Origin of the sequence: Priestia sp. BR_2, from assembly GCF_041954005.1 — a bacterium.
Lineage (GTDB): Bacteria > Bacillota > Bacilli > Paenibacillales > Paenibacillaceae > Paenibacillus_AQ > Paenibacillus_AQ lautus_A.
On sequence record NZ_JAVFHM010000338.1, the window covers coordinates 302,358 to 324,848 of the forward strand.

The 22,491-nt window shown below is 53.4% G+C and carries 18 protein-coding genes; 5 read left to right on the plus strand and 13 right to left on the minus strand.

Translation table 11 applies throughout. The annotated features are described in order from the left end of the window. Positions 1–212: 212 nt before the first annotated feature. Positions 213–1,109, minus strand: a complete 897-nt coding sequence (locus RB298_RS30570) for a glycerophosphodiester phosphodiesterase (protein WP_255250441.1) — start codon at positions 1,107–1,109, stop codon at positions 213–215. A 262-nt stretch (positions 1,110–1,371) separates the two neighbouring features. Here RB298_RS30570 and kduI point away from each other — a divergent pair, with 262 nt between their 5' ends. The 4 genes from kduI (at position 1,372) to RB298_RS30590 (ending at position 4,985) form a co-directional block, all read left to right on the plus strand. Next, positions 1,372–2,205, plus strand: a complete 834-nt coding sequence (gene kduI / locus RB298_RS30575; RefSeq protein ID WP_009591835.1) for a 5-dehydro-4-deoxy-D-glucuronate isomerase — start codon at positions 1,372–1,374, stop codon at positions 2,203–2,205. A 40-nt stretch (positions 2,206–2,245) separates the two neighbouring features. After that, entirely contained in the window at positions 2,246–2,995 is a 750-nt protein-coding gene (locus RB298_RS30580; protein ID WP_486050100.1) for a DeoR/GlpR family DNA-binding transcription regulator, read from the plus strand. 90 nt (positions 2,996–3,085) lie between these two features. Further along, positions 3,086–3,838 carry a 2-dehydro-3-deoxy-D-gluconate 5-dehydrogenase KduD gene (gene kduD / locus RB298_RS30585; protein WP_009591832.1) on the plus strand — a complete coding sequence of 251 codons (753 nt, stop codon included), beginning with the start codon at positions 3,086–3,088 and terminating at the stop codon, positions 3,836–3,838. Positions 3,839–4,100: 262 nt separating this feature from the next. Further along, a complete protein-coding gene (locus tag RB298_RS30590; RefSeq protein WP_486050102.1) occupies positions 4,101–4,985 on the plus strand; it encodes a transporter substrate-binding domain-containing protein in 885 nt (294 codons plus the stop codon). A gap of 78 nt (positions 4,986–5,063) precedes the next feature. On the opposite strand, the gene RB298_RS30595 is transcribed toward RB298_RS30590, so the two are convergent. The 12 genes from RB298_RS30595 to RB298_RS30650 form a co-directional block, all read right to left on the minus strand. Beyond that, complete coding sequence (locus RB298_RS30595) at positions 5,064–5,696, minus strand: 50S ribosomal protein L25 (RefSeq protein WP_486050104.1); 633 nt, start codon at positions 5,694–5,696, stop codon at positions 5,064–5,066. A gap of 186 nt (positions 5,697–5,882) precedes the next feature. Continuing rightward, positions 5,883–8,243 (minus strand): type I pullulanase, encoded by a 2,361-nt coding sequence (gene pulA / locus RB298_RS30600; RefSeq protein ID WP_486050160.1) that lies wholly within the window; start codon positions 8,241–8,243, stop codon positions 5,883–5,885. Between the two features lie 336 nt (positions 8,244–8,579). Then, positions 8,580–10,301: a phosphoenolpyruvate--protein phosphotransferase gene (gene ptsP, locus RB298_RS30605; RefSeq protein WP_096772963.1), complete on the minus strand. Its 1,722-nt coding sequence runs from the start codon at positions 10,299–10,301 to the stop codon at positions 8,580–8,582. Then, on the minus strand, positions 10,294–10,569 hold the full coding sequence (locus tag RB298_RS30610) for an HPr family phosphocarrier protein (protein ID WP_009591829.1): 276 nt from the start codon (positions 10,567–10,569) through the stop codon (positions 10,294–10,296). Before RB298_RS30610 ends, ptsP begins: the two co-directional genes overlap by 8 nt. Positions 10,570–10,627: 58 nt before the next feature. Then, the gene (gene ptsG, locus RB298_RS30615) at positions 10,628–12,709 is read right to left on the minus strand and encodes a glucose-specific PTS transporter subunit IIBC (RefSeq protein WP_375121090.1); all 2,082 of its coding nucleotides are present in this window, start codon (positions 12,707–12,709) and stop codon (positions 10,628–10,630) included. Between the two features lie 282 nt (positions 12,710–12,991). Then, complete coding sequence (glcT, locus tag RB298_RS30620) at positions 12,992–13,849, minus strand: glucose PTS transporter transcription antiterminator GlcT (RefSeq protein WP_375121091.1); 858 nt, start codon at positions 13,847–13,849, stop codon at positions 12,992–12,994. A gap of 150 nt (positions 13,850–13,999) precedes the next feature. Continuing rightward, positions 14,000–15,529 (minus strand): flotillin lipid rafts scaffold protein FloT, encoded by a 1,530-nt coding sequence (gene floT / locus RB298_RS30625; RefSeq protein WP_009591831.1) that lies wholly within the window; start codon positions 15,527–15,529, stop codon positions 14,000–14,002. Between the two features lie 4 nt (positions 15,530–15,533). Beyond that, on the minus strand, positions 15,534–16,067 hold the full coding sequence (locus RB298_RS30630; RefSeq protein ID WP_015734081.1) for an NfeD family membrane protein: 534 nt from the start codon (positions 16,065–16,067) through the stop codon (positions 15,534–15,536). A 203-nt stretch (positions 16,068–16,270) separates the two neighbouring features. After that, positions 16,271–17,434: an iron-containing alcohol dehydrogenase gene (locus tag RB298_RS30635; RefSeq protein WP_096772960.1), complete on the minus strand. Its 1,164-nt coding sequence runs from the start codon at positions 17,432–17,434 to the stop codon at positions 16,271–16,273. Between the two features lie 177 nt (positions 17,435–17,611). Next, a complete protein-coding gene (locus tag RB298_RS30640) occupies positions 17,612–19,201 on the minus strand; it encodes a UDP-glucose--hexose-1-phosphate uridylyltransferase (protein ID WP_375121092.1) in 1,590 nt (529 codons plus the stop codon). A 19-nt stretch (positions 19,202–19,220) separates the two neighbouring features. Beyond that, positions 19,221–20,210 (minus strand): UDP-glucose 4-epimerase GalE, encoded by a 990-nt coding sequence (gene galE / locus RB298_RS30645; protein ID WP_486050109.1) that lies wholly within the window; start codon positions 20,208–20,210, stop codon positions 19,221–19,223. A 1-nt stretch (position 20,211) separates the two neighbouring features. Beyond that, positions 20,212–21,390: a galactokinase gene (locus tag RB298_RS30650; RefSeq protein ID WP_486050111.1), complete on the minus strand. Its 1,179-nt coding sequence runs from the start codon at positions 21,388–21,390 to the stop codon at positions 20,212–20,214. Positions 21,391–21,577: 187 nt separating this feature from the next. On the opposite strand from RB298_RS30650, the gene RB298_RS30655 reads away from it, so the two are divergent. Then, positions 21,578–22,441 (plus strand): AraC family transcriptional regulator, encoded by an 864-nt coding sequence (locus RB298_RS30655; RefSeq protein WP_015734076.1) that lies wholly within the window; start codon positions 21,578–21,580, stop codon positions 22,439–22,441. Positions 22,442–22,491 lie beyond the last annotated feature (50 nt).

A 22,491-nucleotide genomic window follows, 5' to 3' on the forward strand; every position in this document is an offset into this window, starting at 1 on the left:
TTTCCTGTGTCAATAATTCTTACATAATTTTATTTCGTTTTTTCATTTTTAGTAAAATTGTCGTGTGAATCCCCTATTTTGTGTTATATAAAATAACATTTAGTTTGTGATTATATAATGATAGAATGAATTTTCTTTATGATGTGTTATTTTTATTGACGTAAAGTAAAAAACAGCCCTTGATTTCTCAAGAGACTGCCGTCGTTCATTATTTATCTGGTCATGTTCCTGTTCGAAATCGTAATCGGCACCCGGTCCGGATAATCCGTAATGATACCGTCAACGTTAATTTGAAGCACATAAGGTATTTGCAGCATATCCCGAATGGTCCACACCATCGTTTTCATCCCCGATTGATGGATCTTTTGGACCAGACCCTTGGAGACGAGCCTCATCGATATACTCACGTAGTCCGCGTACGCCTTCATATTATCCAGCCGCTGCTTGGATAAGTCGCCCGCACTGGTGATAACTACGCCAAGCGGGATATCGGGCATCAGCTGGCGGAACCGAACCAGCGAGTCCGTATCGGCAGACTGTACGATAATCAGGTCCTTGTACATTTGTCCTTCAGTCTGGGCGGCATATCTTCTCAGATCGCCAGCAACCTTTTGCTCGATGCCCGGGTACCGGGAGGGCGATTTCAATTCGATCAGCAATCCGATCCGGCCACCGAAGTGCTCAAGCACCTCCGCCAATGTCGGAATGATTTCTCCTTTGAACGACGAATCGTACCACGAACCCGCATCCAGCCGCCTCAGCTCCTCCAAGGTTAGGCCGCCCACTTCGCCTTGCCCGTCGGTGGTTCGCTCAACCGTGGAATCATGGATCACCACGACCTCTCCATCCTTGCTCAGCTGAACATCCAGCTCCAGCATATCCGCTCCCATGTCAAACGCTTTGACAAACGAAGCCATCGTATTCTCAGGCGCATAACCCGACGCCCCCCGATGGGCGATATTGACCCAGGACTCGTCGCGTTCACCCCCGGACCTGATCCAGGCCTCTCGTTCCCTGGCATGATGAAATGGATAATGAGGCACGTCGGCTGCCGTTTGGGAACCGGTTACTGCCAGCAGAGCAGCAAAGATAACCATCATTCTTTTCATAGGGCTTCGCATCTCCTAGTCCTGCTTTGTTCGCTTTATGACTTCCTAAGTCCGCTCATCCTTTGTCATATCTTCTCAAGCTAATTCTTCCCTTTCCTCCCCCTTTTCAGTCGGTAAAAATGGAGGAAAACGGCTTTTCAAGACTCAACAATCCGTTCATTTTGAATTTTGGCTATTGTAATATGAACGTAAATGGAGTAATTTGTACTTATATGAACATTATGAATGGATTATAAAATGACTCTTAAGGAGATGACATGCAATGGAAAGACGTTATGCCTCACATCCGAATGAAGTGAAACAATTTGACACGGAACGGCTTCGCAAGGAATTCCATATTCCCGTCCTGTTTACGCCCGACAAGCTGGAGCTGGTCCTGACGCATGAAGACCGTTTGATTATCGGGGGTGCCGCACCCGTACGGGAGCAGGTCAAGCTGGATACCGACCTTAAAGAGCTTGGCGTTTCCTCTTTCCTTGAGCGCCGTGAGCTTGGCATCATCAATATCGGCGGACACGGTACCGTCCTGGTTGACGGGACGGAGCATGAGCTGAACAACAAAGAATGCCTGTACGTTGGCATGGGGACCGAAGAGGTCATTTTCCAAAGCACCGATCCGGCCAATCCTGCCAAATTCTATTTGAATTCGGCCCCGGCCCACCAATCGTTCCCGACGGCCAAAGCCACCCTTGAAGAAGCCGATTCCAGCGCTTTGGGCGACATCAAAAATTCCAATGATCGCGTGATCTATCGCTTCATTCATCAAAAAGGCATTCAGAGTGCCCAGCTTGTCATGGGCATGACCCTGCTGAAGGAAGGGAACATGTGGAACACGATGCCTGCCCATACGCATCCAAGACGCATGGAGGCGTATCTGTATTTTGACTTGCCGGAGGATGCGGTCGCCATCCATCTGATGGGTGAACCGAGCGAAACGCGCCACATCGTCATGCGCAACGAACAGGCCGTGATTTCGCCGAGCTGGTCGATCCACAGCGGAGTAGGCACAAGCAACTATACCTTTATCTGGGGCATGGCCGGGGACAACAAACGTTATGATGATATGGACCCCGTGTCCATGAAGGATTTAAAATAGAGGGGAATATCCATTAACCCACGGAAGAGTTGAGAACCATATGAACCCGTTACGACGTTATGAAAAAATAATGGAGTACCTTCTAACCCATAAAGAAGTGACCGTCGCCGATTTGAGCCAGCAGCTTCAGGTAACCGGAAAAACCATACGCGAGGATTTGACCAAGCTCGAGGAGCAGGGTCTGATCGTCCGCGTGCACGGCGGAGCCGTGCTGGCGCACAGCGACCAATTCGGCATCCTGCCCTCAAAAGAACCGCTGGCCAAGCACCCGGATGAGAAGACCGAAATCGCGCAGAAGGCACTGAAGCATATCAACACGGACGACATCATTGCCCTTGACGGCGGCAGCACCACGCTGGAGATCGCCCGCAGGCTGGAGGATATGCCGTTAACGGTCATTACGAACGATGTCTATATCATCAGCGAGCTGGCGACCAAGAATCATATCCGGCTGGTCGTTCCGGGGGGCTACCGGGTGCGGAACATGCTCGCAGGCCCGGAAGGCGTAGCGTACGTAACGCAGCTGAACATTCAAAAAGCCTTCGTATCTGCCACGGGCGTCCATCTTGACCATGGGTTGTCCATCTATACCGGGGATTTGATTCCGTTCAAACGGGCCTTAATCGAAACCTCGGCGGAGGTTTATGCCGTCGTCGATCATCATAAATTCGGTCAGACGGCCTTGCGGACTTTTTCATCCTTGCAGGAGATCAGCGGCATCATGACCGATGCGAGACTGTCTCCCGAGACGGTAAAGCAATACGAGGGAGCCGGCGTTACCCTGCTGTAACCGCCCGCTTGAGACTCTTACCTCTATAACGAACGGCCTAGTTTCGTACTGCATCCATTTAGCGAACATATGAGAGGGGATTAACGGAGCATGAACAGGTTTGATTTATCAGGCAAAACGGCGATCGTCACCGGCTCGGCCCGCGGACTGGGGCAAGGCATCGCCATAGCGCTGGCCGAGGCCGGCGCGGATATCGTTGCCGTGTCCATGAATACAAGCGCCGAAACGATTGAAGCCATCAAGGGATTCGGCAGAAAAGCCTCCGAGATTCGGGTCGATTTAAGCGACCAAAGCAAACTTCAGCAGACCTTTGATCAAGCGCTGGAGCTGACCGGGCATGTGGACATTCTGGTAAACAATGCCGGCATTATCCGCCGGACCCCGGCCAAGGATCACGGCGTGCAGGATTGGCTTGACGTGATCGACTTGAATTTGAACACCGTCTTTTTGCTGTCCCAACTGGCCGGGAGACATATGATCGAACGCGGCAGCGGCAAGATCATTAACATTTGCTCCATGCTGTCCTACCAAGGCGGAATCAACGTGCCCGGTTACACGGCGAGCAAGCATGGCGTTGCCGGCTTAACCAAGGCTTTGGCCAACGAATGGGCAGCCAGCGGCATCCAGGTGAACGGCATTGCTCCCGGTTACATCGAAACCGATAACACGGCAGCCATCCGTCAGGACGAGGATCGCCGCACGTCCATTACGGACCGCATTCCGGCCGGACGCTGGGGCAAGCCCGAGGATATCGGAGGCCCTGCCGTGTTCCTCGCTTCCGCCGCTTCGGATTACATGAACGGGCATGTGTTATGCGTGGACGGCGGATGGATGGCCCGTTAACCAAGAAACGGCGTTATCTTTAAGCCTTGCCGTAGTGAGCTCCAACCGATTCTAGCGATAAGAGGCCTTGCGCTTTCTGCTGCTGCCGCAGCCGGAGGAGGCAAGGCCTCTTTTTGTTCGTTACTCTTACGTTGAATTAGTACACGTTATTATGGCCGGGCACTGACATTTCGCGAATATACGAACCATCCTTTGGGACATGCTAACTTTACGAAATGGGCCTCGAAGGACCGTGAATAAAGAAAGGATGGTTTTTGGAGTCATGCGCGGAACAAAATCGATACGTTATGTCAGTCTTGCCTGCTTGCTTTCTCTTTTCGGTTCCATTGTGCTTAGCGGCTGTACGGTGAACAGCAACGACCGGGTCCCGTCCCCGAACATGGGCGTTAATCCATACCGGGTGAACACCGGCTTCCTGCTTCGGAATGCCGTGGAACGCGGAACCCTGCGAATCGCCACGGAACGGGATTATCCCCCTTTCAGTTACCATGGTACAGGCGGAATACTTACGGGATTCGATGTGGAAATCGCTGAAGAGGTTGCCCGTCATATGGAGCTAAAGGCCGAATTCGTTGAGACCGGGTGGGAGAATCTGCTGCCTGGGCTGACGGAAGGCAAATACGACGCCGTCTTCAACCAGATCGAAGACCGGCCGGACCGGCGGGCGCTCTATGATTTTTCCGTCGCTTACTTATCCTCTACCCCCGTCCTCCTGGTTCATTCCTCGGGCGAAGCTCAGATCCGTACCTTTTCGGATATCAAGGGCAAGCGCGTCGGCCTGAACCCAACCGGAATCTATAAGGATATGGCCAAGCGGTACGGAGCGGAAGCGGTCCCGATTAAATATATATCCGACGCCGCTAACATGCTCGCAAATGGAGACCTGGATGCCGTCATTTCGGACCAGCTATCCGTCACCAACCTAAAGCAGCAGTTCCCGGATATACCGGTCGCTGCCGCCGAATCCGCCGATCAAGTATCCGAGATTTCCGCAGTCTTTGTCAAAGGGAATCCGGATCTCGTGGCGGCCGTGGATAATGCCCTGGCTACCATGCAGCAGGACGGAACGTATTTGACCATATGGAACAAATACTTCGGGAACGCTCCGATCAGTTACAAAGGCATTCATGACCGCAAGGTTAAATAAAGCCATTCCTGCCTTGCGCCAAAAAAAGCGCTTGCCCTGCTGGATACCAGCAAAGCAAGCGCCTTTTTATCATGCTTATTATGATTCTTCGGTTGTGGCCTCTTCCGCATTCGCTTCCTCAGCGTCCGCTTCACTCTCGGTCTCCGCCGCCTCCACCGCGCGAGGCACGATGACCGTGGCGAGAATTTCCTCTTCCGAAGCGTGTAATGTGATACCCTCCAGCACCTTAAGATCAGCTACCGTGAGCTTGTCCCCAATCTCCAGGGCGGATACGTCCGCTTCCAGGGTAGTAGGCAGATCGCCCGGCAAACCCTCCACTTCGATTTCCGTGACCTGGGTTTGCAGGATGCCCCCGGACTTCGTTCCGGCAGCAGTGCCCTGATAATCCACCGGGATGCTGACACGGACCGGCTTGTTCATGGAGATGCGCAGGAAGTCCACATGGGATACGTTGCCGCGTCTCTTCTGAATATCCTTAATCAACACAGGCACTTTGCCAGAGCCCGGAATATCTAGCTGAAACACCTCGGAACGCCCGGTGTGGAACAGCTTCGCCGTATCCTTGAAATCAACAGCTACGGGGATGCTTTCCTCGCCCGCACCGTATACAACACCGGGAAGTCCGCCGCTTTCGCGAAGCTCTCGGCGAGAAGCCCGGGTAAATTCATCACGCACATTGGCTTTCAGTTGAACTGTGTTTCCTTTTGACATGAGTGACATCCTCCTTTATCGAAAACAAAGTCTATCTCATTATTACCCTATTTACCTGCTAACTAATCATGGAATTTCGATGTTTTAAATGACAATGCAGCGGGTAATAAAGAGTACCCCTTTTGAAAATATGTAAATAGGAGCCCTTTTCACCATGGAAAGGGCTCCTTGTTATTTCATCCTATTCTAACTGGCGATATCCCGCTGCTCTTTAGTGTCGCTGTCTTCGCTTTGACCGCTTCGCAGCGTTATCCGAACCTCTGCTTCATCCGGCGGAATATCGATAAACCAATCGTTCTCGCCTTCCCGGTCCTCCCATTCATTCAGCCTGACGATACAGCCGATCCGATCGGTTCCGGAAGCCGCGTAGAAGACTGCCCGTGCCCTGCCGCTGTCCGTGCGGGAGAATGGAATGCTGCCATCCTGCACGCCCGTTCCCCATACCCATACGTTCCATCCCTCGTATGCTTGGTCGCGTCTCTCATATTCGATCTCAACGGCCGTCAGCCCCTGTTTCATATGGGCCAGATCCTCATATAACACCATCAGCGACAGACCTGGAATGACTGCCTTCCCTTGATCCAGCGTCTGGATCGTATCTATCCCCGCCTGACGATCATTCACCACGATGTTCCAGCGGTAAGGGGTAGGCGGCAGATCCACCGGCATTTCATGTTCATTGCCGTTAACGATGACGACGATTTGGCCCCAGCTGCCTTGTTCGGCTGGCTTCGTAAGGCGGTAAGCAATGATCCGATCGCTGCTTCGCAGCACTTCCATATGGCCTTCGATCTCTTCTCTTGATGCCATCCGGAACGCCGGATGGGCTTTTCGCAGGGCGATAAGACCTCTGTAATAATCGAACACCGGTTTGAAGCGTCGCTTATTGGACCAGCGAATGGCATTGATGGCGTCCCCGCTGCGGTAGCTGTTATGATCGCCGTATTTCGTGCGTAGCAGCTCATCGCCCGCATGCAGCAGCGGAATCCCCTGGGAGAGCAGCACGATGCCGTTAGCCAGCAAGCTCCGGCGCACGGCCGCAGCCGACATCACATCTTCATCGGGGATGCCGGCATAGGGTGTGGACGCAGCGGTTGCCTGCCATACATCTCCTTCGTTAACCAGCTTCCCATCCGTCAAACGGAGAAGCCCTGCCTGCTCTTCCATGCCTTGCGCCACTAAAATTTTGTCCCACAGATTCAAATTGTCGTGCACGGTGACATAATTCACCGTTTCCTCCGGGTAGAGCGCAAAATCATGGATCGAGCCCATCATTCCTTCAACGACGGCCCCTTCGTACCATGGCTCGCCCGTAGCAAACCCTCGGCCGCGCCCGTCATTGTCCCCCTTGATGGCATGCCGGAAATGATCATTAAATACGGCGAAGCCTTGGCCCTTCTGGCTTCCCTTGACGGTTTGCTCCGTTAACGGGCTCATTCCTCCCGTCCATGGCTCACCATAGAACAAGAGAGAACGGTCGACCTCTCGGCGCAGCTCGCTTACGATCTCTTTCATCGTCGTTGTATCGATCAGAGCCATCAGATCGAACCGAAATCCGTCGATATGATATTCCTGGGCCCAGTATTTTAACGAATCCTTGATGTATTTGCGCACCATCGGCTTCTCCGTGGCCAGCTCGTTCCCTACGCCCGAACCGTTCGATAGATTCCCGTATCCGTCCTTGCGATAGAAGTACCCCGGCGCCAATCGTTCGAACGGGCCGTCGTCCACCGTATACGTATGGTTATAAACCACATCCATGACGACGCGGATTCCCCTTGCATGAAGGGCCAAAACCATCTCCTTCAGCTCCCGGATGCGCACGATCGGATCCATGGGATCTGTTGCATACGAACCTTCAGGCACATTGTAATTCTGCGGATCGTAGCCCCAATTATACTCGCGGTTTAAACGCCCGCTTGCATATCCGTCCAGCTCATTGACCGTCCGGAAATCAAATACCGGCAGCAGATGCACATGGGTCACGCCCAATTCCTCAAGATGATCCAGACCAAGGGCGTTTCCTTCGGAGTCTCGCAGACCGCCCTCCGTAAATGCCTTGTATTTTCCTCTATATTTCATTCCCGAATCCGTGTGGATCGAGAAATCGCGTACATGCAGCTCATAGAGCACCGAATCCGTAGGCTTTAGCAGGTTCGGTCTAACATCCTGCTCCCACCCCGGCGGATTGCTCTTCGCCAGGTCGACCACCGCGCCGCGGCAGCCATTCGCGGACACAGCGGTTGCATAAGGGTCAACGGCATAACAGACGCCTCCCTCCGCAGACTCGATTCGGTACATATAATAAGTTCCATGGAGATCACGGTTTACCTGAGCCGACCATACGCCTTCCTCATTCCGGACCATCGCATACAGCGTACCGCCCTCGTGATCCGTCACAAGACCCTGCTCGTTATACTCTCCCGGACCCTCATATAAAGCCAGCTTTACATTAACCGCATCCGGAGCCCATACCTGAAAGGCCGTTCCCTCTCTTCGGTAGGTCGCTCCCAGCTTAACGCTTGTGCAGCTCTTGATCATGTCCATACTCATCGTCACCGTCACTTATAGTAGATTTACTTCTTCCTAGTATGGGCGCCTGAATCATAAGACAGACCTCTAGCACATGAATTTAGAACGCTTTCATATATCATGGTATGCCAAAAGCCCTGAATTGGTTTGGGTTCCAAGCCAATTCACTATATATTTAGGCTATTATACTAGCAAATATGCCCGGTGTCTTTCTTTTGACAAAAAAAACATCTGTCCGCTATGGACAGATGTTGTCAATGTGATGCTATCGTGGAAAAAGATTGGTAGAGTCCCCAGAAACAAACGTAATACGACTGCAGGGATCGATCAAGTTGGACGTTGTCTTCCTTCTTACTCGGCTGCAGCCTCAATGGATTCCACCAGAGCCACTACTTCCTCTGCGGTACCCATTTCAAGCGCTTTGGCTGCAAGTGCCTGCATATCGCTGCGGGACAGCTTCCCGATCTGGCTGCGAGCCGGCAGAATGGAGGTCGCGCTCATGCTGAACTCATCCAGCCCCAGACCGAGCAGAATCGGAATAGCAGTCGCGTCGCCGGCCATTTCGCCGCACATGCCTACCCAGCGGCCTTCGCGATGGGCGGCATCGATGACCATTTTAACCAGTCGCAGAATCGCCGGATTGTATGGCTGGTACAGATACGCCACCCGTTCATTCATGCGGTCGGCGGCCATCGTGTATTGAATCAGGTCATTGGTTCCGATGCTGAAGAAATCCACCTCTTTGGCAAATTGATCGGCAAGCACGGCGGTAGATGGAATCTCCACCATGATGCCCAGCTGGATTTCTTCGGAAACCGAAATGCCTTCGCTTATAAGCTTAGCCTTTTCTTCCTCCAGAAGCGCTTTGGCTTCGCGGAACTCGCCCAGTGTCGCTATCATGGGAAACATGATACGCAGGTTGCCGTGGACGCTTGCACGCAGCAGCGCCCGAAGCTGTGTTCTGAAAATATCCTGGCGGTCCAGGCACAATCTGACGGCACGGAATCCGAGGAACGGATTCATTTCCTTGGGAAGATCCAGATACGGCAGCTCCTTATCCCCGCCGATATCAAGCGTGCGAACAACAACCGGCTTGCCTTCCATTTTCTCCAGAACCGATTTGTAAGCGACATACTGGATCTCTTCGGAAGGAAGTTTGTCTCTGCCCATGTACAGGAATTCCGTACGGTACAATCCTACGGCTTCTCCGCCGTTCTCCAACACGCCGGCCACATCATTCGGCGTCCCGATGTTGGCAGCCAGCTCCACATGGATTCCGTCCTTGGAAACCGTCGGTTCGGAGCGCAGCTTCTTCCACTCCTCCACCTGCTTGGCATAGGCGTCTTGCTTCGCACGGTATTGTTCTACGATGGCTTCCGTAGGATTAACGATGACATCCCCTTCCAATCCGTCAACGATGATCATATCCCCGTTTTTGACCGCAGAGAGCACGTTCTTCGTCCCGACGACAGCCGGAATTTCAAGGGAACGGGCCATGATGGCGGAGTGCGAGGTACGTCCGCCGATATTCGTCGTGAAGCCCTTAACGTAGTTCCGGTTCAACTGCGCCGTATCCGACGGAGTCAAATCCTCTGCAACCACGATCACTTCTTCGCTGATCTCCGAAGGGCTGACATAATTCAAGCCGAGCAGATGCTTCAGGATGCGTTTGGTGACGTCGCGCATATCCGCTGCTCGCTCCTGCAAGTAGGCGCTCTTCATGTTCTCGAACATTTGAATGAACTGGGTTGCCGTTTCGTTCAGCGCATATTCCGCGTTAACCGATTCGGAAGCGATTTTCGCCTTGACCGGTTCAATCAATTCGGGATCATTCAGGATGAGAAGATGAGATTCGAAAATCTCAGCCTTCTTCTCCCCGAGTTCCTGAAGCGTGCGGGCTTTGATCGCTTCCAGCTCAGCCTGTGACTGGGCCAGCGCCGCATCCAGCTTCGCGAGCTCCGCATCCGTGTCCGTGACTTGCTTCTCCGTGACGGAATAATCGGGATGCTCCAGCGTAAAAGCACGTGCTATCGCAATACCTGCCGAAGCCGCGATACCTTTCAAATTATTCATGAAGCTCGCCTAGCCCTTCGTTCACCATCACTTCTTGCAATGCTGTCAGCGCCTCGCTTTCATTGCCGCCTTCCGTGATCAGTGTCAATGTGTCGCCTTGCTCCAATCCGAGGGACAGAACGCCGAGAATCGACTTCAGCGTTACTTTTTTGCCGTTAGCTTCGGCAAAAGAGTTGGTATCCTGGAATTTGTTAGCCGTATTCACCAATGCGGTTGCCGGGCGTGCGTGAATTCCATCTTCGTCAATAATTCTGAATGTTTGTTGCATGTTCATCATCCTACTTTCGTATATTTTAATTTTTAGAATCCTGGAAACCATCGCGAGGTTAAGGTTTCAATAGGGTAATGATCCCTTCCTCGCCGCTTTTTACTTCACCGGTCTTGTTCAGCTTCACGGAAGCTCCCTCCGGCAGATTCGAGAAGATAATAGGAGAAATGATCGATTTGGCATTCTCCTTCACATAATCCAGATCCACTTGCATGATCGGTTGACCGGTGGAGACCAGGTCCCCCTCTTGCACCAGGACTTCAAATCCTTGCCCTTTCAGCTTAACGGTATTGACGCCGATATGGACAAGCACTTCCTTGCCGCCATCCGACATAATGCCGACGGCATGCTTGCTGGGGAACACATTGAACACGGTGCCGTTAACGGGAGACACAATCGTTCCGTTATGAGGCACGATCGCAAATCCGTCCCCTGTCATCCGTTCGGCAAACACGGGGTCAGGCACATGGGAAATATCCATAAGCTCTCCATCGGCCGGGGATACGATTTCCTCCTTAACGAGCGTTTCCCCGTCCTGTCCGGCCTGCTGTTCCTCTTGAGCCGTCGGCATCGTCTCCAAGGCCTCTGCTTGAGGCGCAGTGGTCGGCGTGATTCCCGACATGATGTCTTGAATCTGCGATTTGATCGTATCGGAACGGGTTCCGAATATCGCCTGGATATTATTCCCCACCTCCAGCACGCCTGACGCACCCAACTGCTTCAGCCTTGCCTTATCGACATGTCCCTTGTCTTTTACCTCTACGCGAAGACGAGTGATGCATGCATCCAGATGCGCGATGTTAGGCTGGCCGCCCAGTGCAGTCAGGATATTAGACGGCAGATCATTTTTACTGCCAGCGACCGCTGCTCCAGAGCCTGATTCCGGCTCTGTCGTCGAAGCTTCCTCGCGCCCCGGCGTCCTCAGATTGAATTTCCGAATGACAAACCGGAAGCCGAAGTAATAGATTACAGCCATAATAGCACCCACGATGAGAACATTCCACCATGGCGTCCGGTTCGGAATGACACCGAAGATCATGTAGTCGATCAGGCCGCCGGAGAAGGTCATGCCGATTTTGGTGCCCAAAATATGCATGGTCATGAAGGACAGGCCGGCAAACAACGCATGCACGGCGAACAGGATCGGTGCGACGAACAGGAACGAGAACTCAAGCGGTTCCGTGATCCCGGTCAAGAAGGAAGTCAGCGCCGCAGACCCCATGATGCCGGCCACGAACTTTTTGTTCTCCGGTCTTGCCTCATGATAGATGGCAAGCGCTGCCGCAGGGAGACCGAACATCATGAACGGATACTTACCCGTCATGAATGTGCCTGCCGTAAACTCGACGCCGTCCCGAAGCTGGGCCATGAATATGTTCTGGTCCCCTCGAACCAATTGTCCTGCCTGGTTCAGGTATTCCCCGAATTCAAACCAGAACGGGGAATAGAAAATGTGGTGCAGTCCGAACGGAATCAATCCGCGTTCCACGACGCCGAACACAAAAGCGGACAGCGTCAGGTTTTGTTCCAGCATGAAATGCGACGCCGTGTTAAGCGCCGACTGGATCGGCGGCCATATAAACACCATCAACAGACCAAGCAAAACGGACGTTGCGGCCGTCATAATCGGAACAAAACGTTTTCCTGCAAAAAAGCCCAGATAGGACGGAAGCTCGATTTTGAAAAACCGTCGGTACATGCTGGCTGCCAATATACCGACGATGATTCCGCCGAATACCCCGGTAGCCAACGTCGGAATGCCAAGCACGCTGGCATATTCGTAATTCGTGCCGACCATGGCCGGCGTCACGCCGATCACGCTGCCCATGGTGACGTTCATGACAAGGTAACCGATGATCGCGGCCAGTCCCGCAACGCCCTCACCTCCGGCTAAACCGACCGCAACCCCCACTGCAAACAGCAAGGATAGGTTCGTGAATACGATTTGTCCCGCATTCATCATGACCGTGGCAGCCGCTTGAACCCAGGCCGCATCCAGCCAAGGTGCGTATTGCAGGAAATCGGGGTTGACCAGCATATTTCCAAGACCGAGCAATAGTCCGGCCGCCGGCAATATGGCCACTGGCAGCATCAGAGCTTTACCGACCCTTTGCAGTACGCCAAAAAGCCGCTTAAACATGAAAATTCTCACCCTCTGTCTCTAGTTGTTATCACAAGCTGTAGGTAGATCATCATAAAGCCATCAAATCAAAAAAGGCATGAGCAACCACAGGTAAATGGATGACTAATCTCATGGATTAGATTACCCAAAAATGGGTAATAACAACCAAATTCCTGCAATACTCATGCCTGATCGAATCAGTTACACGTTGGATTTGAAGTTTTATGGTTCATAACTGTTCGTATTGTAACACCGTTCATTTATCGTTGCAACCACATGGTAAGGGACTTAATAAAATCTTCACATTTGCCCGCCCTGCTCTTTACGCTGGACCAACCGTTCCAGATGTATGGTCAAATAACCGGCCTCAGCGGGATAGATGGGTTTCTTCAGCCGCTGCTCCATCATTTTGGTCAGCTTCCATGCCAGGGAATAGGTCTCGGGATATTCACGCTTCAAAAGGCCGTCAAGCGAACTCGTCTCGTTCACCGCTTCCCCCCGCCGAACCCGTTCCAAGGCAAACCGGAGGTGCGTCAGCAATCGGGAATAATCCAGCGTATCCTTCGGGATGGCGTACTCCAGCTGCTGCTCGACGGTATGTACCAAGTCGGCGATCAGCTCCGAATGCTTGCGGACCTCGGAGATATGCTGGTTCGTAAGGGCACCGTGAAAATGAAGGGCAATGAATCCGATTTCTTCTTGGCCCAAGTCAACCCCGAGCTTCTCCCGAATGGTACGGACGGCATATTCGGCCATCTCGTACTCTTCAGGGTACATCTCTTTGGTTTCGTATAAAAAAGGATTGTGGATATAAAGACCTTGGGCATGGCGTTTAATGGCAAATGCGATATGATCCGTCAAGGCAATGTGGATATGCTCATTCAGAGGAGCGTCGCTGGACTTGGCGGCATTCAGAATAATATCATTCATCGCCTCAATCAGCTTCTCGTCGATGTGAGGCACCAGCTGCTTATACTGCTCCTGCTCCTCCGGTTTGGTCAAAATGAACATCTTCTCGGCAGCGGCGGCAGGGATACGGTCTTTATTCTTCCGGTTAAAGCCGATGCCCTTGCCGATAACAACAACCTCGCCATGTTGAGGATGCTTCGCTATGATTACATTATTGTTCAACACTTTAGCCACTTGTAAGCTGCTCACGTTCGCACCTCTTTTTGATTCATACGCGTATACTCGGATATCTTATCAGAAATATAAGAGCGCGGCAAAATCATTTGTGGTTGCCAAAGTCTTCAAGGTGCCGTACCGCTGCCTGCCACCATGTATTCCGGCCCCTGCTTGCGGCTTGATCTACTCTTCCTTAGCGGCACTTGTCTCTACAGGGACCGGTACAAGTTCCTGCTCGATGGACACCGGCTTTTGAGCCGTGGCGGATTTTTTCGTTGTTAATCCTTTAATGAGATCCTCCACGTCAATCCCGGACACACTCTTCAGCATCTCAGGCGCCGTGGACATCAGCTCGGTCACATAATTGCTCACGCGAGCCGCTCCTTCGCCCTTCCCAGTATCCACAACGGTCAGCTTGTCGATGGACGAGATCGGCTGAGCAATCTTGCCGGCAAGCTCAGGCAGCATTTTCACGATGATATCGAGCACAGCAGCCTCGCCGAACTTCTGGAACGCTTCCGCCAGCTTCTCTTTGGCATCGGCTTCGGCAATACCGCGCAGGCGGATGACTTCGGCTTCGGCCGTACCTTTCGCGCGCTCGGCATCCGCAACCGCCATACCGTCTAGGCGCTTCTGCTCGGCAGACGCTTTGGCCTGCGTTTCGATGGAGTATTGCACAGCATCCGCTTCGCGCATCTTCCGGGCCTTATCCGCTTCGGCAGCCTGCTCAACCGCATAGCGATCCGCTTCGGCTTTTTTCTTCACGTCCGCGTCATACTGCTTCTCGCGAACCATGATTTCTTTCTCCTGCAGGTCGATTTCGCGTTCCTTGCGAACGAGCTCAACCTTCATCTGCTCCTCAACCACCGTTTGTCTGGCTCGGGCTTCCTGAATATGATAAGCTTGGTCCGCTTCGGCCTTTGCCGTATCCTGCTCCTTCTTAAAGGACGCGACCTTCAGCTCCCTTTCCTTCTCGGCTTCCGCGATATTGGTATCGCGTACGACCTCGGCCTTCTGTCCTTCTTCTTCGGCGCGTGCCTTCTGAATCCGCGCATCCCGCATCGCTTCGGCTTCGGCAATCTCCGCATCCCGCTTGACCGTAGCGATCCGCGGTTTACCAAGCGCTTCCAGATATCCGTGTTTATCGCGAACGTCCTTAATGGTAAAGGAAACGATCTGCAGACCCATCTTCTTCAGGTCTCTTGCTGCGACCCCCTGAACTTCCTGCGCGAACTTGTCGCGGTTACGATATACTTCCTCTACTGTCATGGAACCGAGAATGGCACGAAGATGGCCTTCCAGCACCTCCTGGGCTTCACCCTTCAGCGCTTCAATGGGCTTGCCCATGAATTGCTCGGCTGCGGTCGCCACATCTTCGATCGAGCTTCCCACTTTAATGATGGCCACCCCGTCCGCCATAACCGGCACGCCTTGCTCCGTGTACACTTCAGGCGTCATGACATCCAGTTTATGAGATAAGAGCGATACGAATTCGGAGCGCTGAAACACGGGGAGTATAAAAGCGCCGCCGCCGCGAACGATTTTGATTTTGCGGCCGGATTCGTCCTCCGACAAATTTTTGCTTCCCAAAAAAGAACCGGTGACAATCATCGCTTCATCCGGGCTCACCGTTTTGTAGCGGGCCCAGAACGCAAGTCCTAACACGACAATGACGCCTACAACAATCGACGGAATTACTAAGTACTCTGGCATTGAATCAATCCTCTCCTTTTCGTTCTTCCAGTTCGGACACCCTCAGGACGCCATCAACAATGTCGACAACCACCACGCGGACACCTGCCGGAAGCGTTTGACGATCAAAGCTTGAGGCAATGTGCATCGTGTTGCCTGCCCCGACCTTGACCATCACTTCCCCGAATCCTTCAGCAGGTAGCGGCACCGTGACTACGCCGATCCTGCCCGCAAGCTCCTTGATGGAAAAGCCCGTCGAGTTCTCGCTGTTCTCCATCGGTTTCACGTACCCGAAGTAGACGAGAATCGAAATGACGATGGCCGCCAAGACAGATAGCGTTACATGGGCACCTGCCGCCAATTCCGTGTATTTCGTCAGCATGATTCCGGTCCCGCCGAATACGGTGATTCCCCCGGCGATCACAACCGGATTGAAAAAATCCACTGACAAAAAGTCCAACAATCCGTCAAGCGCCGAGCTAAGTATGTCGCCTAGCACCACGGTTACGATGGCGAAGATCACGCCCCCGATCAGACAGCCCCAATATAACGCTTCCATGTTGATTGCCCCCTCTGGAATTCCTTACTGTGTATAACAAGTAATACGGCAAAATGTTTGCTAAAGTTTCAATTATTTGCCTCAAACGTATGAAAATCTCTTCATAATCTATATTCGACGCCCCAGCAAAAAAGCCTGCACGGCTTGAACCGGCAGGCTTTAAAACCATTTTTATTCCTTGTCAGCTAACGACAGGACAACCCCTATAACGACATCCGATAGATTTCAACGACGTCCTCGCGCTGCAGCTTGCGGAAGTTGCCAAAAGGACCGAAGCGCATCGCTTTATCGGCCATGGACCCGATCTCGCGGTCGTCGATATCGTAATCTCCCAGCGTGCTCGGCGCACCGATGGAAGTCCAGAAGCGGCGGAGCGCCTCGATTCCTTCCAGTCCGGCCGCTTCATCGCTTTTCCCGGCAGCATCAACACCGAATACATTCACGGCAAGCGACTTGAAGCGCTGAGGATCCGCGTTCAGATTATATTTCATCCAGTTCGGGAACAGGATTGCCAGGCCGCCGCCGTGCGGAATGTCGTATACGGCAGACACCGCGTGCTCGATGTTATGGGTTCCCCAGTCGCCGGCCATTCCCATGTTGATCATGCCGTTCAGCGCCATCGTACCGCAGTACATGATCGTCTCGCGGTGCTCATAGTTCTCCAGGTCCTCAACCAGCTTCGGCGCCGTATCGATAACGGTTCGAAGAATCGTTTCGCAGAAACCGTCCTGCACCGGCGTATTGGTATCCTGATGGAAGTAGTGCTCCAGTACGTGGGACATGATATCCACGATACCGTACACCGTTTGATCCCGGGGAAGGGAGAAGGTATGCACAGGGTCCAGGATCGAAAAGGCGGGATAAGCATGCGGGCTGCCCCAGCCCATCTTCTCTTGGGTCACTTCATTGGTGATGACGGAGCCGCCGTTCATCTCCGATCCCGTTGCGGCCATCGTAAGCACCGTTCCAAGCGGCAGACCCGCTTGCGGTACGGCTTTGCGCTCTACGAAATCCCACATATCTCCGTCATACTTGGCTCCTACGGCAATCGCTTTGGAGCAGTCGAGGACGCTTCCGCCGCCAACGGCCAAAATAAGGTCGATGTGATGCTCCCGGCACAACTCCACACCTTTATGTACCGTTGACAGGCGCGGGTTCGGTTCCACCCCGGCAAGCTCCGTCACCACCGCATTCGCTTCTTTCAGCAAGGCGATGACCTGGTCGTAAAGGCCGCTGCGCTTGATGCTGCCGCCGCCGTACACCAGCAAAACGTTCCGGCCGTATTTGGCCACTTCACCGCTTAAAGCACTCAGCTTGCCCTTGCCAAAAATCAACTGAGTCGGATTATGAAAGACAAAAGGTCTCATGTCACATTACCTCCATCGCATCTGGTTTGCATCTAATTCATTCATGCGTGCTTTTTCATTCTATACCATTCCCATTAAGCAAAACAAACAGCCGTCCTTCTTTCGGAAGATCGGCTGTTTGAATGATGATCCTAGTTATCGTTAGCTTCAACACATCATATTTCCATCCAAGAATATTTATCTGCTGTCAGGGACGTACCCCATATGGCTCAGGAATCGCTGAAATGCCTGCTGCCCTTCCGCCGTCTGTTTGTATACCCCGGCATGCTCCAAAATCGTCGTGAATTTGCTGCCGACCTCCCGGCGTACCAGCTGGGTGGCCCCGGCTTTATCGGATGCGGCTATGCCCCGGCCCCGCAGCTCCTCGATCCAGTCGCCGTGGACGGCGAGCGGATGGTCAGCGGCCTGGCTGTCCGCATACAGTGCCTCGTTCCCCGCCAGAATCTCGGCGATCTGATCCAGCTCTTCCTTGAGCCTGCCCGGCAGGATCGCCAGCCCCATCACTTCGATCAAGCCGATGTTTTCCTTCTTGATGTGGAACATCTCCCGATGAGGATGAAAGATCCCTTCCGGATGCTGCTCGTTGGTGCGATTGTTCCGCAGAACCAGATCCATCTCATAGATGCCCTCGTCATTACGGCGGGCAATCGGAGTCACCGTATTATGGCGGACCCGTTCGCCGTCCGCTTCGCTGAAGGCCTCGATGTCTGCCGAAGGGTCGCTGTAGGTTTTCCAGCCCTCGTAAATGCCGTTCGCGCATTCAAGCAGCGAATCCCGATCGCTTGAGGATAGGCGGATCACCGACATCGGCCATTTCACGATGGCAACGGATACCTCCGGATAATCCCCGTGCGTAAACCCGGCCACCTTCGGCGCTTTCTGGATCGGGAAGGTATGCCGCCCCCCCTGGAAATGATCATGTGTGAGAATGGAGCCCCCGACAATCGGAAGATCCGCGTTCGATCCGAGAAAATAATGCGGATAAGCATCAACAAAACTCAAGAGGCGGGCAAGCGTCTCCTTGGTCAGCTTCATCGGCACGTGATCGTGGTGGAACACGATGCAGTGCTCGTTATAGTAAACATACGGCGAGTATTGGAAGAACCATGGTTCACCGTTCAACTCCAGCGGGATAATGCGCAGGTTTTGCCGTGCCGGGTGATTGACCCTGCCTGCATAACCCACGTTCTCCCGGCAGAGCTGGCATTTCGGATAAATCGGCGGAGGCAGCAGTTTGGCCATGGCGATTTCCTTCGGACTTTTCTCCGGCTTGGATAGATTGATGGTAATCTCAATATCGCCGTACGCGCTGGCATGCCGCCAGTATTCGTTTTTGGCTACGCGATCCATCCGAATGTAGTTGGAGTCGATGCACAGGCTGTAAAATTGCCGGGTAGCCTCGATGATCCCCTGCTCCTGCTCTACCGCCCGGAACCGAGCGGTTACTTCCGAAGGTCTTGCCATGAGGCGGCCCATGATTTTGGCGTCCAGCAAATCCCGGTACGTATCGGTATTCTCCGGGATCATGCCATGCGCCGCACCGTAATCGATCAGGATGTCGAGCATAGCCTGGGGCCCATCCGGCATCGGGTCGTTCACTTCGTCGCCGTACGGCTCGCTGAACCCGAAATCCTCCAGCAGCAGGTTGCGGCTGTAATCCGCATCCGCTGCCTGGATCAGGCCTTTATGAAGCGCGAATCGCACCAGCATTTCAATGGCATGCAGAACCTGCTTGGATTCGGGAGTACTTGATGTTGCAGCATTCATGTTCATCGTCCCCCTTGGATTAATTGTCGCCGTAACCGTCCGGACGACTGCTGTGCCACTTCCATGCGCTCTCGATAATTTCCTCCAGCGTCGTTCTGGACGGCGTCCATCCGAGAACCGTGCGCGCTTTGTCCGAAGACGCCACCAATACCGCAGGGTCACCCGCACGGCGGGCTTCCATGACAACCGGAATGTCGGCACCCGTCACCCGCTTCGATGTCTCGATCACTTCCTTGACCGAGAACCCGAGTCCGTTGCCGAGATTGAACACATTGCTGGACTCGCCGCGACGAAGGTATTCAACCGCGCGCAGATGCGCATTCGCCAGATCGCTGACGTGAATGTAATCGCGGACGCACGTGCCATCGGGAGTTGCGTAATCGTCGCCAAACACCGAGATGCTGGCGCGCTGCTCCAAAGCGGTTTGCAGAACGAGCGGAATCAAGTGGCTCTCCGGCCGGTGATCCTCGCCGATCTTGCCGCTGGCATGCGAGCCGGCCGCGTTGAAGTAACGAAGGGAGACATACTTCACCCCGAGCACGGTATCGAACCAGGACATCATCCGTTCCATCATCAGCTTGGTTTCCCCGTACACGTTCGTCGGCTGGGTCCGGTCCGTTTCCTCGATCGGCACCTTCTCGGGCTCACCGTAGGTCGCGGCCGTTGAAGAGAAGACGATCTTTCGAACGCCCGCCTCATTCATGGCTTCCAGCAGGCACAGCGTGCCGTACACGTTGTTATCGTAATATTTCACCGGATCCTTCATGCTCTCGCCGACCAGAGAATTCGCGGCAAAATGGATAACGGCATCAATATCGTTGTCCGAGAACAGCTGCTTCAGCAGCGCCTTGTCGCGCAGATCGCCGACATACAGCTTTCCGCCCAGCAGCGCTTCGCGATGACCCGTCTCCAGGCTGTCGATGACTACAACGTCTTCCCCTTGCTCCAGCAGCTCCGCCACGGTATGTGAACCGATATAACCTGCTCCGCCGGTCACTAAAATAGCCATATTATTCGCCCTCCTTTACTTCATGCACGCCTTGACCTACGCCGCATACGTAGAAGTCCGCCTTCAGTCCCGTTCTGGCCTCATATTGCTGTCCCACTTCCGCGATGAAACGTTCCACCGCGTCCTCGTGCACGAGGGATACCGTGCAGCCGCCAAAGCCGGCTCCCGTCATTCTGGAACCGAGCGTACCCGGAATCCGCTGGGCTTCTTCCACCAGAGCATCCAACTCGTCGCCCGTGACTTCGTACAGATAACGCAAAGAGTCATGGGACTGATTCATGTACTGTCCGAAAACTTCCAGATTCCCCTCTTTCAGAGCCTTCACGGAATCAAGCACGCGCTGGTTCTCCTCGACGACATGCTGGGCGCGTCTTCTGACGGTCTCATCCTGGATGCTGTCCCGCAAGGTCGCGAATTGATCCGGATTCAGCTGGGCGAGATACGATAACGCCGGGAGCTCCTTTTGCAAAATTTCCAAAGCGCGGTCGCATTCGCTGCGGCGTTCATTATATTTGGAATCGACGAGTCCGCGCCGTTTGTTGGTATTCGAAATCACGATTTTGTATACTCCGGTCCGGAAAGGCACCAGCTCATACTCCAGCGTATCGCACATTAACAGAATGGCATGATCCTGCTTGCCGTTGGCTACGGCGAATTGATCCATGATGCCGGAGTTGACGCCGACGAACAGGTTTTCCACCCGCTGCGAAAGCTTTGCGATCTCCACCGTATCCGTCTCCTTGCCCTCCATCTTCAAGAAGGCGTAAGCCGTGACCACTTCGATGGACGCTGAGGACGAGAGGCCTGCCCCGTTCGGGATATCCCCGTGGTACAGCAGGTCATAGCCGCTGCTGAGCCCGCAGCCGATTTTATTCAGCTCGGTAATGACGCCGACCGGGTAATCCGTCCATTGATCGATTTTGTAGCCATAATCCTCGTCCAGACTGATCGTTAATTCATAGGGGATATTGGTGGATGAAAAGCTCACCTTGTTATCGTCACGCGGTCGGATAATCAAGGTTGTGCCAAACTCCAGGGCTGCCGGAAGCACATAGCCCCCGTTGTAATCCAGATGCTCCCCGATCAGGTTCACGCGCCCTGGCGCATTAAATATGCGAACCTTATGCTGGCTCTCACCGTGCTTGTCCATAAATCTTTCCATAAGCTGTTGCGTCGTCACTGCCTATCACTCCATCCTGTACATATGGTAGTTTTACTGTCTTCAGTATAATGGAAATCTCGTTTACCGATAATGAAATCTTGTGTGATACATATGGATTTATGTGACTTATGGAGGTACAATAAATTCATGATCACGAAATCCCTATAGTTCCTCTTTTTCCCAAACTCATTGTAAAGGAAAATGAATGATGAAACCAACCTATTCTGTTGCTTCCAACCCAGCACAGCAAGGCGGCGGCTGGCTCCACGTGCGATTCGCCGGCGAGAGCCAGACCCTTCCGGAGCATGCGTTGGGGCCCAAAATATTCGATCATTACCTCTTGCACATCATCGAATCGGGCCATGGCGTATTTCGGACCGAAACCGACAGATACCAGCTCGGGCCCGGCGATTGCTTCCTGATTCATCCCGGCCAGATTGTCAGCTATGTATCCGATGCGAGCCAGCCGTGGCGTTACCGCTGGGTCGCCTTTGACGGAGAACACGCCGATGAAGAGATATCCCGTTTGGGGCTCACGCCCGAAAAGCCTGTCCTCCACCTTGTGGAGAACAACCCCATTCCCGGCTATGTATCCCTCATCCAGGGCCATTTTCAATCCAGGGAAGAAAGCTCTCACATGGCCGCCATCGGTTACCTGCATTTAATCTGGGCCGAGATCATGAATCAGAGCGACCGGCCGTCCCGATTGACGCTGTCAGAACCCCAGGTTCAGCGCACGGTGAAGCAGATGATCAGTTACATGGCTTCCCAATACGCCCATCCCGTCTCGATCGAACAGATGTGTACGAGCCTAGGCTACAACCGCGCATACCTGTCACGGATCTTCAAGCAGGAAACGGGCATGACTCCGATCACGTATCTGCTTAAATTAAGAATCGACCAATCCAAACGGCTGCTGCGCGAACGTCCCGATTTGTCCATCGAGCAGGTTTCCGCATCGGTCGGACTGACAGATCCGCTCTATTTCTCGCGCCAATTCAAGCGGCTCGTCGGCAGATCCCCGTCGCGGTACCGCAAGGACATCATCTCTTCATCCGCGCTTACTTAAAGAGTGCGCCCAAGCCATCCCTTAGCAAAAAAAGGAGCGTCCTTCAGGCG